Source organism: Pseudomonas sp. Pdm06, from assembly GCF_014851795.1.
Lineage (GTDB): Bacteria > Pseudomonadota > Gammaproteobacteria > Pseudomonadales > Pseudomonadaceae > Aquipseudomonas > Aquipseudomonas fluorescens_AA.
This window is the reverse complement of the sequence record NZ_JACVAH010000004.1, coordinates 374,975-390,086: the sequence shown is the minus strand read 5'-3', so window position 1 is coordinate 390,086 and position 15,112 is coordinate 374,975. Positions and strand designations below refer to the sequence as shown.

General features: G+C 62.6%; 14 protein-coding genes and 1 pseudogene. 12 read left to right on the top strand and 3 right to left on the bottom strand.

The window, feature by feature from the left end:
- Window positions 1-99: 99 nt before the first annotated feature.
- Both IB266_RS09525 and IB266_RS09520 read left to right on the top strand, forming a co-directional pair.
- Entirely contained in the window at window positions 100-279 is a 180-nt protein-coding gene (locus IB266_RS09525; RefSeq protein WP_060741657.1) for a general stress protein, read from the top strand.
- Between the two features lie 204 nt (window positions 280-483).
- On the top strand, window positions 484-954 hold the full coding sequence (locus tag IB266_RS09520; RefSeq protein ID WP_192261029.1) for an arsenate reductase ArsC: 471 nt from the start codon (window positions 484-486) through the stop codon (window positions 952-954).
- A 4-nt stretch (window positions 955-958) separates the two neighbouring features.
- On the opposite strand, the gene IB266_RS09515 is transcribed toward IB266_RS09520, so the two are convergent.
- Window positions 959-1,492 (bottom strand): DUF3087 family protein, encoded by a 534-nt coding sequence (locus IB266_RS09515; RefSeq protein ID WP_103310604.1) that lies wholly within the window; start codon window positions 1,490-1,492, stop codon window positions 959-961.
- A 217-nt stretch (window positions 1,493-1,709) separates the two neighbouring features.
- Here IB266_RS09515 and ppnN point away from each other — a divergent pair, with 217 nt between their 5' ends.
- Window positions 1,710-3,083 (top strand): nucleotide 5'-monophosphate nucleosidase PpnN, encoded by a 1,374-nt coding sequence (gene ppnN, locus IB266_RS09510; protein ID WP_063320605.1) that lies wholly within the window; start codon window positions 1,710-1,712, stop codon window positions 3,081-3,083.
- Window positions 3,084-3,208: 125 nt separating this feature from the next.
- On the opposite strand, the gene IB266_RS09505 is transcribed toward ppnN, so the two are convergent.
- Both IB266_RS09505 and IB266_RS09500 read right to left on the bottom strand, forming a co-directional pair.
- On the bottom strand, window positions 3,209-3,877 hold the full coding sequence (locus tag IB266_RS09505; protein WP_192261028.1) for an HAD-IA family hydrolase: 669 nt from the start codon (window positions 3,875-3,877) through the stop codon (window positions 3,209-3,211).
- A gap of 171 nt (window positions 3,878-4,048) precedes the next feature.
- On the bottom strand, window positions 4,049-5,395 hold the full coding sequence (locus IB266_RS09500; RefSeq protein ID WP_192261027.1) for an MATE family efflux transporter: 1,347 nt from the start codon (window positions 5,393-5,395) through the stop codon (window positions 4,049-4,051).
- A 687-nt stretch (window positions 5,396-6,082) separates the two neighbouring features.
- On the opposite strand from IB266_RS09500, the pseudogene IB266_RS09495 reads away from it, so the two are divergent.
- The 9 genes and pseudogenes from IB266_RS09495 to IB266_RS09455 form a co-directional block, all read left to right on the top strand.
- Window positions 6,083-7,027: pseudogene (locus IB266_RS09495) on the top strand (methyl-accepting chemotaxis protein); the annotation flags it as partial.
- 11 nt (window positions 7,028-7,038) lie between these two features.
- Entirely contained in the window at window positions 7,039-7,407 is a 369-nt protein-coding gene (locus IB266_RS09490; protein WP_003203044.1) for a response regulator, read from the top strand.
- Between the two features lie 15 nt (window positions 7,408-7,422).
- The gene (locus IB266_RS09485; RefSeq protein WP_060741653.1) at window positions 7,423-7,707 is read left to right on the top strand and encodes a lipid asymmetry maintenance protein MlaB; all 285 of its coding nucleotides are present in this window, start codon (window positions 7,423-7,425) and stop codon (window positions 7,705-7,707) included.
- A 28-nt stretch (window positions 7,708-7,735) separates the two neighbouring features.
- Window positions 7,736-9,838 carry a chemotaxis protein CheA gene (locus IB266_RS09480; protein WP_192261025.1) on the top strand — a complete coding sequence of 701 codons (2,103 nt, stop codon included), beginning with the start codon at window positions 7,736-7,738 and terminating at the stop codon, window positions 9,836-9,838.
- A 33-nt stretch (window positions 9,839-9,871) separates the two neighbouring features.
- Entirely contained in the window at window positions 9,872-11,530 is a 1,659-nt protein-coding gene (locus IB266_RS09475; RefSeq protein WP_192261024.1) for a methyl-accepting chemotaxis protein, read from the top strand.
- 39 nt (window positions 11,531-11,569) lie between these two features.
- Window positions 11,570-12,106, top strand: a complete 537-nt coding sequence (locus IB266_RS09470; RefSeq protein ID WP_060741651.1) for a chemotaxis protein CheW — start codon at window positions 11,570-11,572, stop codon at window positions 12,104-12,106.
- Window positions 12,103-12,939: a CheR family methyltransferase gene (locus tag IB266_RS09465; RefSeq protein WP_192261023.1), complete on the top strand. Its 837-nt coding sequence runs from the start codon at window positions 12,103-12,105 to the stop codon at window positions 12,937-12,939. Before IB266_RS09470 ends, IB266_RS09465 begins: the two co-directional genes overlap by 4 nt.
- Window positions 12,936-13,433, top strand: a complete 498-nt coding sequence (gene cheD / locus IB266_RS09460) for a chemoreceptor glutamine deamidase CheD (protein ID WP_092167294.1) — start codon at window positions 12,936-12,938, stop codon at window positions 13,431-13,433. Before IB266_RS09465 ends, cheD begins: the two co-directional genes overlap by 4 nt.
- Before the next feature lie 2 nt (window positions 13,434-13,435).
- Entirely contained in the window at window positions 13,436-14,509 is a 1,074-nt protein-coding gene (locus IB266_RS09455) for a protein-glutamate methylesterase/protein-glutamine glutaminase (RefSeq protein WP_192261022.1), read from the top strand.
- The last annotated feature ends 603 nt before the right edge of the window (window positions 14,510-15,112 follow it).

The following is a 15,112-nucleotide window of genomic DNA, read 5'->3' as shown; positions in this document are numbered from 1 at the left end:
TTCGTCGCCAGCAAGCGGTTTTTTTAAACTTCACCCGGCCATTTTCTTTCACAAATAATGCGAGGCACGTTGCTCGCTCAATCACTGAGGATTATCGAAATGGCCAGTAGCGGAAACAAAAACCCAGGCAACTTCGCCAATGATCGTGAAAAAGCATCTGAAGCCGGCAAGAAAGGCGGACAAGCGTCGGGCGGCAACGTTGCCAACGACCGGCAAAAAGGCATGGGAGCCGGTAACAAAGGTAGCGAACGCAGCCAAGGAGGCGGCAGAAAATCGTAACGTCCAAGACCGTTGGGGCGCAGACATGCTGCGCCCTGGCGCTTGCCCCTCCCTTTATCGCCAACGCCAACCGCCCCCACGGTAGCAACGACGTCCTCAAACGAGAGGACCTGCCTCCCTCCGCAGCAAATATGAAATTTCATATATTCGACTATCCACATATACTCCGGCGCAGCCCACCCCGCGCCTATCGGAACCGAATCGATGAAAGTCCTCTTCATGTGCACCGCCAACAGCTGCCGCAGCATTCTCAGCGAAGCGATGTTCAACCATCTGGCCCCGGCCGGGTTCGAAGCCGTCAGCGCCGGCAGCTTTCCCAAGGGCCAAGTGCTGCCGCGCAGCCTGAGCACCTTGCAGGAGGCCGGTATCTGTATCAAAGGCTTGTGCAGCAAGGGCAACGACGCTTTCGAAAGCAGCCCGCCGGACGTCGTGATCACGGTGTGCGACAACGCCGCCAACGAGGCCTGCCCGGTGTATTTCGGCCCGGCGCTCAAGAGCCACTGGGGCCTGGCGGACCCGTCGGAGGTCAAAGGCAACGATGATCAGGTCGGCCAGGCGTTCCACAGCACGCTGGACCGCATCGAAACCCGCTGCCGGGCCTTCTTCGCCCTGCCCTTCGACCAACTGGATGCCCAGGCCCTGAAAGCCGAGCTGGACCGCATCGGCACCCTCTAACCGCTCAACCGGCGTTGTACGCCTGCTTCACCGTCTCGATCCAGCTTGGGTCCAGGCGCGACTGTTCGGTGTCCAGGCCCAGCGCCTGCATGTTCGCCAGGTGCGCGTCGGCTTCACGCGCCAGGGAGCCCTGGGCGCTGGAGTTGGCGTCCAGCTGATGCATCTGGGCCAGCCCCAGGTGATAGAAGCGCAGCAGCTTCATGGCGGTGGGGTCCTGGGCCTGCACACCGGCCTTCACCTGGTGCATCACGTTGGTGATTTTCATCAGGCTGCGCTTGAGCTGCCAGCCGTATACCGCGGCGGCCATCCACGGCTGCGACCAGAAATACTGGCGCATCAGCACAGCCATCGCCAACACCGCGACAATCACCCCGCCGAGGTTGAAGCGAAAGTTATCACCTCCCGGCGTACCCAACAGCATCACGGCCAGGCTGGACAGCAGCATCGCCAGGGCCAGGAACACCACCGCGATGATCAGGGTGCTGCGGCGGGTCTGCCTGCGGTAGGTGTCGCCATCCCACGGTTTGATCTCGAACATCGCGGCGCAATTTCCTTGTACGGCATCAAAAGAGTCACGCATTATCGCCTGCCCGGTCGATTTAGCTATGCTGGGGCTCATTTTGTATGGCCGCCGACTCGCCGGGCCCGGATCGAAGTCCATGGCGATAGCGCAAGGATCGTGCGATCTTTCTGCGTGGACGTTTTTTTCAAGATGCCGTCGTTGTGTGCATGGCATCGTTTTCAAGGAAAGCTGAATGAATCAAAGACATGTAATCAACGCCTCGGTAAGCCCCAAGGGCAGCCTGGAGACCTTGTCCCAGCGCGAAGTCCAGCAACTGAGCGAAGCCGGCTCCGGCAGTATCTACACCCTCTTTCGCCAGTGCGCCCTGGCCATCCTCAATACCGGCGCCCATGTCGATAACGCCAAGACCATCCTGGAGGCCTACAAGGACTTCGAGATCCGCATTCACCAGCAGGACCGGGGCGTACGCCTGGAGCTGCTGAACGCGCCAGCCGATGCGTTCGTCGACGGCGAAATGATCGCCAGCACCCGGGAAATGCTCTTCAGTGCCCTGCGCGACATCGTCTACACCGAGAACGAACTGGACAGCCAGCGCATCGACCTCAGCTCGTCCCAGGGCATCAGCGACTACGTGTTCCACCTGCTGCGCAACGCCCGCACCCTGCGCCCTGGCGTGGAGCCGAAAATCGTCGTGTGCTGGGGCGGTCACTCGATCAACACCGAAGAATACAAATACACCAAGAAGGTCGGCCACGAACTGGGCCTGCGCAGCCTGGACATCTGCACCGGCTGCGGCCCGGGCGTGATGAAAGGCCCGATGAAAGGCGCCACCATCGCCCACGCCAAGCAGCGCATCCATGGCGGTCGCTACCTGGGCCTGACGGAGCCGGGGATCATCGCCGCCGAGGCGCCGAACCCGATCGTCAATGAGCTGGTGATCCTGCCGGACATCGAGAAGCGCCTGGAAGCCTTCGTGCGCGTCGGCCATGGCATCATCATCTTCCCGGGCGGTGCCGGTACGGCGGAAGAGTTCCTGTACCTGCTGGGCATCCTGATGCACCCGGCCAACCAGGACCTGCCCTTCCCCGTCGTGCTCACCGGGCCGAAAAGCGCCGCGCCGTACCTCGACCAGTTGCATGCGTTTGTCGGTGCAACCTTGGGCGAGGCCGCGCAGAAGCACTACCAGATCATCATTGACGACCCGGCCGAAGTGGCACGTCAGATGACCCAGGGGCTCAAGGAGGTCAAGCAGTTCCGCCGCGAGCGCAACGACGCTTTCCACTTCAATTGGCTGCTGAAGATCGACGAGGGCTTCCAGCGCCCGTTCGACCCGACTCACGCCAACATGGCCAGCCTGGGCCTGAGCCGCGACCTGCCCGCCCACGAACTGGCCGCCAACCTGCGCCGGGCGTTCTCGGGGATCGTGGCCGGTAACGTCAAGGACAAGGGCATCCGCCTGATCGAAGAGCACGGCCCTTACGAGATCCACGGCGACGCCGCCATCATGGAACCCCTCGACCGCCTGCTCCAGGCCTTCGTCGCCCAACACCGCATGAAACTGCCGGGCGGCGCGGCGTACGTGCCGTGCTATCGCGTGGTGACCTGACCACAACGCCCCAGAGCCGGTGTGGGAGCGGGCTTGCTCGCGAAGGCGTCAGATCAGTGGATATTGATGTTGGCTGATACACCGCATTCGCGAGCAAGCCCGCTCCCACAGGGGTTTTGCTGTGGTCACAAAATCGGAGTCAACCGCATCAACCCGCCCGCACCCACCTCGACACCCAGGCTGCGGTAATCCTTGATCTGCGGATGAAGGGTGACCACGGGGTGCGTGTGCGTTGCCGTCACCACCATCACATCCGCACCCGCCGCCTCGCCTGCCCGAATACCGGCCTCGGCGTCTTCAAACACCAGACACTCCCGGGGCGTCACCTGCAGGCGTTCGGCCGCCAGGCGATAGCAGGTGGGGTTGGGCTTGCCGTCACTCACGTCCTCGGCGGTGACCATCACTGCCGGGCGCGGGATTCCCGCGGCGTCCATACGCCGCAAGGCCAATGCCATGGGCGCTGAGGTGACGATTGCCCATCGCTCTGGCGGCAGGCTATGCAGAAACGCAGCCGCCCCCTTCACTGGCTCCACGCCTTCCACGTCTTCGATTTCCTCGCGGGTGATCCGCTCGGCCTCGGCCTGGGCATCCACCCCTGGCAGATGCTGGCGAGCGATGGTGTCGATGGCACGCATGCCGTGGATCGTCGGCAGGAACGTCGCCACATCCACACCGTGGCGCAGGGCCCAGCGGGTCCAGATCCGCTCGGCGGCGGCGATGGAGGTGAGCAAGGTGCCGTCCATGTCGAACAGGAAGGCGCGGTAGGCGATGTGGGTGGCAAGACTGGCAGGCATCGGATCCTCGGTGGCGGCGTGGCGGATGACGGCCACTGTAACATCGCTAGGCACCGAACCCTTGTGGGAGCGAGCTTGCTCGCGATGACGGCGACACATCCAACATTGATGCAAGCTGATTCACCGCTATCGCGAGCAAGCTCGCTCCCACAGGGTCCGGTGGTGGGTTGATTACACCAACCGCTCGATCGGCTGATGCTGCCAGACCAGCTTGTAGTACAGCGTCTGCAACAACAGCATGCTCAAGTAAGCCACCGGGAACGCCATCCACACCCCTTGCAACCCGAAGTGTGCGTCCAGCAGATACGCGGCCGGCACTTGCACACCGACGATGCAGAAAATCGAAATCGCCACCGGTACCAGCACCGTGCCGCTGGCGCGCATGATGCCGCCGACGATCGCCTGGAAGCCGAATACCAGCAAGCTCCAGAGCATGATATGCAGCAAGTGTTCGGCCTGGACCCGCGCCGCCGGATCCGTGATGAACAGCCCCAGCAGCCAGTGGGACAACAGATAGCCCAGGAGCACCAGCCCACCGGTGAGCCAGAGGTTGAATGCAAGCCCCGTGCGCAGGATCGGCCCCAGGCGCTCCAGGCGGCCGGCACCGATGGCCTGGGCGCCGAGGATCGAGGCGGTGATGGCAATCGACAGCGCCGGAAACTGCACGTAGTTGACGATCTGCGTCACCGCGCCGTAGGCCGCCGTGGCCTGGGAGCCGTGGCGATTGACCAGCGCCAGGATCACCAACTCCGACAACGAGATCACCACCATCTGCAACCCCGTGGGCAGGCCGATGCGCAGCACCTTACCGAGGATGTCTCGGTCCAGGCGCATCGCCGCGAACAACGCACGGTCCGGCGCCAGGGCATGCTCGCGGCGACTCAGGCGCCACGCCAGCATCAGCATCGCCGACGTCGTCCCCGCCAGCCCCGCCCATGCCGCGCTCTGGATGCCCATCTGCGGCAACCCCAGCCAGCCGCGAATCAACGCTGGCGTGAGCAGCAGCCCGACACTGGTGGACACCAGCAGCGCCAACATCGGTGACACCGTATCGCTCACCCCGCGCAGCAGTTGGGTGAACAGCACGAATACCAGCAACATCGGCAGGATCCACAGCATGACCCGGGCATAGGAAACGGCGTCCTCCAACACATCGGCCGGCGTGCCGAGCCCTTGCAACGCCTGACGCGCAAAGACACTGCCAAGCACCGCCGCCGCCAGGCCAATGATCGCCCCCAGCAACAAGGTCGAACCGGCAATCGCCTTCACCGTGCCGGTTTCACCGGCGCCGTAGGCCTGCCCGATCAACACCCCCGCCCCCGCGCCCAGGCCGATCACCAAAGCGATAAAGAAAAACACGATGGGAAACATGCCCGACACCGACGCCAATGCCTGAGTGCCGAGCATTTGGCCGATGTAGATGCTGTTGAACGTGCCGGACATGGACTGCAGGAAGTTGGACAGGACCATGGGGATCAGGAACAGGAGATAGGTTTTCCAGAGGGGCTGGGTCGGCATGGGGACTCTGATGGCAGGTTCGAAAATCCGATGCGGGGTAATTTAGCTCAATCCATGGATTCTGTTTCAGAAGATGTCCGTTTTCGTGGCGAGGGCGCTTGACTGCGCTGTGGGAGCTGCCGAAGGCTGCGATCTTTTGATCTTCCACTGGATACTCAACGAGCCTTGGAAAGATCGCAGCCTCGCTTCGCTCGGCGGCTCCTACAACGCAGTCCGGCGGAAGCAAGCGCCCTAATCAGGGGATTTCCACAGGTCAGGCGATCTCGACAATCTCCCAATCTCGTCTATTCTTAGATATCACCGTGCCATCATTTTTGTCGAAACCGGACGACTGGTCCTCAAGACCGTACCGGCTTTGCAGATAACCAGTTATTCGCAAATAACCTGTTAGCAACACTGTTCAAGGACCGAACCATGACGTCGTATTCTCACGGTCATTCCCTTTCCCAATCACAACCACGCATCCTCTGGAGTGCCGTGCTGGTGGCCATTGCCGCGAGCATTGGCGTGCTGGCGCTCAATGGCACGAGTGGGCAAAACATCGGTTTGAGTGTGGCGATCGTCGTCTTGGGCGTCGGTGCTGGTGCATGGGGTGCGCGTTCGCAACGCCAGCAGTTCGACAACGCCCTCGCCGCCGCCATGGCCCGCCACGACCAGCAAGGCAGCGAGCACCTGGCCCATAAAACCCACGCACAACTCAACGACGTCATCCTCGGTGCCATGCCGATCTGGGCCAAGCAGGTCGAAAGCTCCCGGCAGCAGACCGAGACCGCGATCGTCTCCCTGACCAGCCGCTTCACCGGCATTTCGTCACGCCTGGAAGACACCGTGCAAGCCTCGCAATTGGCCGCCGGTGAACTGGCCGGCAGCAGCAGTGGCGGCGCCATGCAGGTGCTGGCCCAAAGCGAAGGTGAACTGGTCAAGGTCATCGACTCCCTGAAGGCCACCCAGGCCAGCCGCGACGAAACCCTGGCCCAGGTGCGCAACCTGACGGCCTATACCGGCGAGCTGCGGACGATGGCCGCCGACGTCGCGGCGATTGCCGCGCAGACCAACCTGCTGGCCCTCAACGCTGCCATCGAAGCCGCCCGTGCCGGCGAGGCCGGGCGTGGGTTTGCGGTGGTGGCCGACGCCGTGCGCAGCCTCTCGAGCAAGTCCAGCGAGACCGGCCAGCAGATGTCGGCCAAGGTCGACATCATCAACACCGCCATCACCCAACTGGTGCATGCCGCCTCCAGCGGCGCGGACCAGGACAGCCATTCGGTCAGTGCCTCCGAGCAAAGCATCCAGCAGGTGCTGGAGCGCTTCAAGAGTGTCACCGGCCGACTGGCCGACTCGGCCGACATGCTGCAACGGGAAAGCTTCGGCATCCGCGATGAACTCACCGAGGTGCTGGTCAGCTTGCAATTCCAGGATCGGGTCAGCCAGATCCTCAGCCACGTGCGCGACAACATAGAGGACCTGCATGTGCATCTGCAGCAGGCCAGCCAGTCGCCCGACCAGGCCGTCTCCATCGATGCCCGCCAATGGCTGGCGCGCATGGAAACCACTTACGCCACCGACGAGCAGCGCCGCAATCACCACGGCGACTCGAGCGCGCAACAGACCTCACAGGAAATTACCTTCTTTTAGGAGAGCCGCTCATGGCTAAAAGTGTATTGGTTGTCGACGACTCCGCGAGCGTTCGGCAGGTGGTCGGCATCGCGTTGAAAAGTGCCGGCTATGACGTGATCGAAGCCAGCGATGGCAAGGACGCGCTGGGCAAGCTCAACGGCCAGAAAGTGCACCTGATCATCAGTGACGTGAACATGCCCAACATGGACGGCATCACCTTCGTCAAGGAGGTCAAGAAGCTGGCCAGCTACAAGTTCACGCCGATCATCATGCTCACCACCGAATCCCAGGAATCGAAGAAACAGGAAGGCCAGGCCGCCGGGGCCAAGGCCTGGGTGGTCAAGCCGTTCCAGCCGGCGCAGATGCTGGCGGCGGTATCCAAGCTGATTCTTCCTTGATAGTCGGAGGCTCCAATGCCGCTGCACTACGAAGCACAGGATGACACCGCCCAGGTGCACATCGACGGTGAACTGACGATCTACACCGCGGCCGAGCTGGCCGCGCAGTGGCTGCCGCACCTGGGGGCAACGCCACGAATGGCCCTTGATCTGTCGCAGATCACCGAGATGGACGGCGCTGGCCTGCAACTGCTGCTGATGGTGCAGCGCGAGGCCTCCCGGGCCGGGACCCAACTGACACTTACCGGCCAAAGCCAGGCCGTCACGGAGACACTTGCCCTGTGCAACCTGGTTGCCTAGGACGTCGGACACGACAAAGGAAATGAGCGTGAGCATCAATCTCGATCAGGCACAACAGACCTTCATCGTCGAGGCACGGGAACAGTTGCAGGCGATGGAAGAGTCGCTGCTGCAACTGGAAACCGACCCCGGCGACGATGACGCCATCGGCGCGATCTTCCGGGCGGCCCACACGATCAAGGGCTCGGCCGGGCTGTTCGGCCTGGAACCGATCGTCAGCTTCACCCACATCGTCGAAGACGTGCTCGACCGCCTGCGCAACGGCAGCGTCGAGGTGGACGCCGGCCTGATTGCGGTGTTGCTCAAGTCCAGCGACCACATGCTGGAACTGATCAACGTGGCCGCCAACCAGGGCGGAGCGCTGCCGCCGCCGGCCCTGCAACGGGAAGTGGAGCTGTGCCAGATCCTGCAGGAATACCAGGCGCCCTCGCCGGCCACGGCCCCAACGCCGGCGCAGGAAACCGAAACCCGTGAACCCGGCGAAACGCGCCTCTGGCACCTTTCCCTGCGCTTCGGCCAGGACGTGTTCCGCAATGGCATGGACCCGCTGTCGTTCCTGCGCTACCTGCAAACCCTGGGTGAAATCGTCGACCTCACCACCTTGACCGACGCCTTGCCCGCCGCCGATGCCTGGGACGCCGAATCCTGCTACCTGGGTTTCGACATCGCGTTTCGCTCGGCTGCCAGCCACGGGGCGATCAACGAAGTGTTCGATTTCGTCCGGGAAGACTGCGAGATCGAGATCGTTGCCCAGGATGACGACATCGCGCCACCGGCCAACACCGGCCTGGTGACCACATCACCGGAACCAGCCGAAGAAACCACCGCGTTGGTCGCCACCGGCGAGTTGCTGTCCGACCAGCGCAAGACGCCGCGCATGCCCGCCCAGATCGCCACCGACAAACAAGCGGTGACCAGCGACAGCAAGGCCAAGGACGGCACCTACGTACGGGTCAACGCCGACAAGCTCGACGAGTTGATCAACCTGGTGGGCGAACTGGTCATTGCCAGCGCCGGCGCCAGCCTGCTGGCCCGCACCTGCCACAACGACCCGTTGCAGGAAGCCACCTCGTCGGTCTCCGGGCTGGTGGAGGAAATCCTCGACGGCGCCCTGCGCCTGCGCATGATCCCCATTGGCGAAACCTTCAACCGCTTCCGTCGGGTGGTGCGCGATGTCAGCCAGGAACTGGGCAAGGACATCGACCTGATCATCAGCGGCGCGGAGACCGAGCTGGACAAGACCGTGGTGGAAAAAATCGGCGACCCGCTCATGCACCTGCTGCGCAACGCCATGGACCACGGCATTGAAACCGCCGAAGCCCGGCTGGCGGCCGGCAAACCGGTCAAGGGGCACTTGCACCTCAACGCGTATCACGACTCCGGCAGCATCGTGCTGGAAATCGCCGACGACGGCGCCGGCCTGAACCGTGACCGGATCCTGGAAAAAGCCCAGGAACGCGGTCTGGTGCAGCCAGGTGCCAGCCCCACCGACCAGGAAATCTACAACCTGATTTTCGAACCCGGCTTTTCCACCGCCCAGGCCGTGACCAACCTTTCGGGGCGGGGCGTGGGCATGGACGTGGTCAAGCGCAACATCACCCTGCTGCGCGGCACCGTCGACCTGGACAGCCAGCCCGGCAAGGGCACCGTGGTGCGCATCCGCCTGCCGCTGACCCTGGCGATCATCAATGGCTTCCTGGTGGGCATCGGTCAGTCGACCTATGTGATTCCGCTGGACATGGTCCAGGAATGCATCGAGCTGAGCGAAGACGATGGGCTCGCCAGCCGCGAGCAAGGCTACCTCGACCTGCGCGGCGAGGTGCTGCCCCTGGTCTACCTGCGCGATCACTTCAGCCACGAAGGCCCGGCCGCGCGTCGGCAGAACGTGGTGGTGGTGCGCTACGCCGAACTCAAGGCCGGGCTGGTGGTGGATGACTTGCTGGGTGAATTCCAGACCGTGATCAAACCGCTGGGCAAGCTGTTTGGCGCCCTTCGCGGCATCAGTGGCTCGACCATCCTGGGCAGTGGCGCCGTGGCGTTGATTCTCGACGTACCGGCACTGCTCACCGAGATCGCCCAGAAAGAAAACCGCTACACCCCGACTCAATTACAACAAGCCAACGCTCGCTGACGCTTTAGCAATTCCATGGAGAGGTACTTCCCAATGAAATGGTTCTACGATCTTAGAATCGCCACCAAACTGATCACTTCATTTCTTGTGGTGCTGGCCCTGACAGCCGTCATGGGGGTGTTCGCGATCATCCAACTGGGCGAGGTGAACAGCACCACCGTCGAGATCCGGGAAAACTGGATGCCGTCCATGCGTGCGGCCTCGGGCATGCGTTTCTACGGGGCAAACTATCGCCTCAAGGAAAACCGCCACATTACCGCCGATTCCGAACAGGAACGCCTCACCGTCGAACAAGAAGCGGAAGAAGCCAAAAAGGGGTTTGAAACCCGCATGGCGACCTATGAAAAACTGCTCTCCAGCGCGGAAGATCGCCAGCTGTTCGAAACCACCCGCAATGACTGGGTCGCTTACCTCGCCGTCAGCAAGGACCTGCTTGCGCTGTCTCGGCAAAACCTGACCGAGCAAGCCCATGCACTGCTCAAGGGCGAATCCAAGCGTCAATTCGATCTAGTGGTCAACGACCTGCAAAAACTGGTGGAACTCAATGACGTCGGCGCTGGCGCCGCCAGCGAGCGTGGCGCAGCGCTGTTTGAAAAATCGCGCCTATCGATCATCGTCGCGCTGATTGCCGCCCTGCTGGTGGGCCTGGGCCTGGCGCTGTTCATTTCGCGCATCATCTCCCGCCCCCTGAAACAGGCCGCCGCCGTCGCCGAACAACTGGCCGAAGGCAACCTGAACGCGAAAATCGAAAGCGGCTCCAAAGACGAAACCGGCATGGTGCTCAACGCCATGCAGAACATGATCGGCAAGCTCTCGCACATCATTGGCGAAGTGCGTAACGCTGCGGACAACTTGGCCAGTGCCTCCGAAGAAGTCAGCGCCACCGCGCAATCGATGAGCCAGGCCACCAGCGAGCAGGCGGCCAGTGTCGAGGAAACCAGTGCGTCCATCGAGCAGATGAGCGCCAGCATCAACCAGAACACCGAGAACGCCAAGGTCACCGATGGCATGGCCAGCAAAGCCGCCAAGGAAGCCACCGACGGCGGCGAATCGGTGCAACAGACCGTGGTGGCGATGAAGAAAATCGCCCAGCGCATCAGCATCATCGACGACATCGCCTACCAGACCAACCTGCTGGCGCTCAACGCTGCCATCGAGGCAGCCCGCGCCGGTGAACACGGCAAAGGCTTCGCCGTGGTTGCCGCCGAAGTGCGCAAGCTGGCCGAGCGCAGCCAGGTGGCCGCCCAGGAAATCGGCGAGCTGTCCTCCAGCAGCGTCGATATGGCGGAAAAGGCTGGGAACCTGCTCAACGAGATGGTCCCCTCGATCAACAAGACCTCGGACCTGGTGCAGGAAATCAGCGCAGCCTCCGAAGAACAGGCCGCCGGTGTGGCGCAGATCAACACCGCCATGACCCAGCTCAACCAGGTGACCCAACAGAACGCCTCCAGCAGCGAAGAGCTGGCCGCCACCGCCGAGGAGATGAGCAGCCAGGCCGAACAGCTGCAACAGGCCATGAGTTTCTTCACCCTGGACACGCCGCCCAAGTCTGCTGTGCAAATTGCCAGGGTCGACAACACCCCAGGTTCCTCCGGCCGCAAACCGACGCGGGCACCGGCACCGATCATGCCCAAGGCGTTTGCCTACAACATGGCCAGCGCCCCGGACGAATCGGAATTCACCCGGTTCTGATGGCCCGGTTCCACAGGCTTGCTTAAAGGAGAAAAAGCAATGGGCGCCATCGCGACCACACGTCAAACCGCCCTCGCGGTCGAGGAAGAAGCGCAATACCTGACGTTTATGCTCGGCACGGAGATGTTTGCCATCGGCATCCTGTGCATCAAGGAAATCATCGAATACGGCAACCTGACCGTGGTACCGATGATGCCGACCTTCGTGCGCGGGGTGATCAACCTGCGGGGCGCGGTCGTACCGGTCGTCGACCTGTCGGCCCGTTTCGGTCGGCCGAACTCGGCGATCAGCCGGCGCTCGTGCGTGGTGATCATCGAGGCGTCCAGCGCCGACGGCCAGGCCCAGGACATTGGCCTGCTGGTGGACACGGTGTCGGCGGTGCTGGAAATCCCGGCCTCGCAGATCGAGCCGCCACCGAGCTTCGGCGCGAAGATCCGGGCCGATTTCATCAGTGGCATGGCCAAGGTCGATGGCAAGTTCGTCATCGTCCTGGAGGTGGACCGCGTGCTGTCCATCGACGAAATGTCCCAACTCGCCGAAGCCAGCCCGAACGCGCTGGAAGTGGATGCCCCGTGAACGCCGATACCTGCAAGGAACGCACCGGGAACGCGCTGGCGCTCAGTGACCGAGAGTTCGGCCAGTTCCAGTCCTGGCTGTACCAGGCCGCCGGCATCAGCCTGTCCGAGGCCAAGAAAGCCCTGGTGGCCGGGCGTCTGTTCAAGCGCCTCAAGCACTATGGGCTGGACAGCTACGGCGAGTATTTCAAGCTGATCATGAACGGCCAGCGCACCGATGAATTACAAGTGGCGCTGGACCTGCTGACGACCAACGAGACCTACTTTTTCCGCGAGCCCAAGCATTTCGATTTCCTGCGCCAACACGTTCTGCCCCACGCAACGCCGAGCAAGACCTTCCGCCTGTGGAGCGCGGCCAGCTCTTCCGGGGAAGAACCCTATAGCCTGGCCATGACCCTGGCCGAAGGGTTGGGCACCACGCCCTGGGAAGTGATCGGTTCGGACATCAGCAGCCAGGTGCTGGCCAAGGCGCGCTCCGGGCATTACCCGATGGAACGCGCCCGCACCCTGCCCCAGCCGCTGCTGGTGAAATATTGCCTCAAGGGCACCGGCAGCCAGCAAGGCACGTTCCTCATCGACCGGGCGTTGCGCAACCGGGTCAACTTCATCCAGGTCAATCTCAACGACACCTTGCCGGAGCTGGGGGAGTTCGATGTGATCTTCCTGCGCAACGTCATGATCTATTTCGACCAACCGACCAAAAGCAAAGTGGTCGCCCGCTTGATCCCCCGGCTCAAGCCCGGCGGGTATTTCATCGTCAGCCACTCGGAGAGTCTCAACGGTGTGTCCGATGCGTTGAAACTGGTGGCGCCCTCGATTTACCGCAAACCATGAACGCCGCCATCAGAGCAGTGGCCGAGGAGTACCTGGCGCCAGGGGAGTTTCGCTTCGCCACCTGCCCGACTCGCCTGCGCACGATTCTCGGCTCTTGCGTGGCGATCACGCTGTGGCACCCCGAACGCAGGATCGGCGCCATGTGCCACTTCATGCTGCCCAGTCGAGTGCGCTGCTCCACCGCACTGAACGGCCTCTACGCCGACGAAGCCATCGAACTGTTCATCCGTCAGGCCCGGGCGCACCGCACCGACCCCGAGGACTATCAACTCAAGCTGTTCGGCGGCGGGGAGATGTTCCCCGAGCTGCAACGCCATGTGCCCTACGGTGATGTGGCGCGACTGAACGTCAACGCCGCGCTGGAAATGGCCGCCCTCTATCGCCTCGACCTGATCGCCCAGGACATGGGCAGCACCGGCCACCGCAGCATCATCTTCGACCTGCGCAGCGGCGATGTGTGGGTCAGGCACCAACCCATAAGGACCCGGCACTGACCATGGCAAAAAAGATCAATGTACTGCTGGTGGATGACTCTGCCGTGGTTCGCCAGGTGTTATTGGCGATTCTCAGCGAGACACCGGACATCCACGTCATGGGCGCGGCGTCCGACCCGATTTTCGCCATGGATAAACTGGCCAAGGAATGGCCCGATGTGATCGTGCTGGACGTGGAAATGCCGCGCATGGACGGTATCACCTTCCTGAAGAAAATCATGAGCGAACGCCCCACCCCGGTGGTGATCTGTTCGTCCCTGACGCCCCGGGGCGCGGAAACGACGTTGCAGGCGATGGCCGCCGGCGCGGTGGAAATCATCACCAAGCCCACCACCGGGCTGAAGAATTTTCTGTTGGAGTCGGCGCCCGAACTGGTGTCGGCGATCCGTGCCGCCGCCCAGGTCAACGTGCGCAACCTCGGCAAGCGCCCCGCCCCGACGGCACTGGCGCCGGCGACCAAACTCACCGCCGACGCCATGCTGCCGGCCGCCAACGGCCATGCCATGGCGCAGACCACCGAACGCATCGTCGCCCTGGGCACCTCCACCGGCGGCACCCAGGCCCTGGAAGCGGTGCTCACCGCCCTGCCACGGGTCAGCCCAGGCATCGTCATCGTCCAGCACATGCCGGAGAAATTCACCGCCTCGTTCGCCGCCCGGCTCAACAGCCTGTGCCAGATCGAAGTGCGCGAAGCCCGTAACAACGACCGCATACACCCGGGCCTGGCGCTCATCGCCCCGGGCGGTAAACACATGATGGTGACCCGCAGCGGCGCGTTCTATCACGTGCAAGTGGTGGACGGCCCGCTGGTCAACCGCCACCGCCCTTCGGTGGATGTATTGTTTCGCTCAGTCGCCAAATTCGCCGGCCGCAACGCCACCGGCATCATCATGACCGGCATGGGCGACGACGGCGCCCGCGGCCTGAAGGAAATGCTCGACGCCGGGGCCAGCACCGTGGCCCAGGACGAAGCCAGCTGCGTGGTCTTCGGCATGCCCAAGGAAGCGATCAAACTCAATGCGGCGCAACGGGTGATGGGGCTGCAGGAAATCGCGCAGGTGATCTTGCATCGGTAACAGCATTAAAAAGGCAATCAAAACCTGTGGGAGCGAGCTTGCTCGCGATGGCGGCAGCCCATTCAACATGGATGCAAGCTGAACCACCGCTATCGCGAGCAAGCTCGCTCCCACAGTGGAGTTGTGGCGAGGTGCAATCACCCACCTAGAAAAATCGCCATCTTCGCCATGAGTACTCCTGGACCAGAAAATTGCAACAGGAGCCGCCCTGTGGCGAGGGAGCTTGCTCCCGCTGGGCTGCGCAGCAGCCCCAAAATGCTAGACCGAGGTGCGGGCGTTAGGGCCGCTGCGCGCCTCAGCGGGAGCAAGCTCCCTCGCCACAAAGGCAATCAAAACCACAGTGGAGTTGTGGCGAGGAGCAATCCCTCGTCACAGAAGCTTCAACAGCCTGTGCCTATACGGGCGAAATCGTCGCCAGCACGCCGATCAGAAGAGTCAGTGCCAAAAACCCACCTAGAAAAATCGCCATCTTCGCCATGAGTACTCCTGGACCAAAAAATTGCAACAGGAGCCGCCCTGTGGCGAGGGAGCTTGCTCCCGCTGGGCTGCGCAGCAGCCCCAAAATGCTCAAAATGCTAGACCGAGGTGCGGGCGTTAGGGCCG

Coding starts and splice junctions, on each gene's coding strand:
- IB266_RS09525 (WP_060741657.1), top strand. CDS start 100: ATGGCCAGTAGCGGAAACAAAAACCCAGGCAACTTCGCCAATGATCGT.
- IB266_RS09520 (WP_192261029.1), top strand. CDS start 484: ATGAAAGTCCTCTTCATGTGCACCGCCAACAGCTGCCGCAGCATTCTC.
- IB266_RS09515 (WP_103310604.1), bottom strand. CDS start 1,492: ATGTTCGAGATCAAACCGTGGGATGGCGACACCTACCGCAGGCAGACC.
- ppnN (WP_063320605.1), top strand. CDS start 1,710: ATGAATCAAAGACATGTAATCAACGCCTCGGTAAGCCCCAAGGGCAGC.
- IB266_RS09505 (WP_192261028.1), bottom strand. CDS start 3,877: ATGCCTGCCAGTCTTGCCACCCACATCGCCTACCGCGCCTTCCTGTTC.
- IB266_RS09500 (WP_192261027.1), bottom strand. CDS start 5,395: ATGCCGACCCAGCCCCTCTGGAAAACCTATCTCCTGTTCCTGATCCCC.
- IB266_RS09490 (WP_003203044.1), top strand. CDS start 7,039: ATGGCTAAAAGTGTATTGGTTGTCGACGACTCCGCGAGCGTTCGGCAG.
- IB266_RS09485 (WP_060741653.1), top strand. CDS start 7,423: ATGCCGCTGCACTACGAAGCACAGGATGACACCGCCCAGGTGCACATC.
- IB266_RS09475 (WP_192261024.1), top strand. CDS start 9,872: ATGAAATGGTTCTACGATCTTAGAATCGCCACCAAACTGATCACTTCA.
- IB266_RS09470 (WP_060741651.1), top strand. CDS start 11,570: ATGGGCGCCATCGCGACCACACGTCAAACCGCCCTCGCGGTCGAGGAA.
- cheD (WP_092167294.1), top strand. CDS start 12,936: ATGAACGCCGCCATCAGAGCAGTGGCCGAGGAGTACCTGGCGCCAGGG.
- IB266_RS09455 (WP_192261022.1), top strand. CDS start 13,436: ATGGCAAAAAAGATCAATGTACTGCTGGTGGATGACTCTGCCGTGGTT.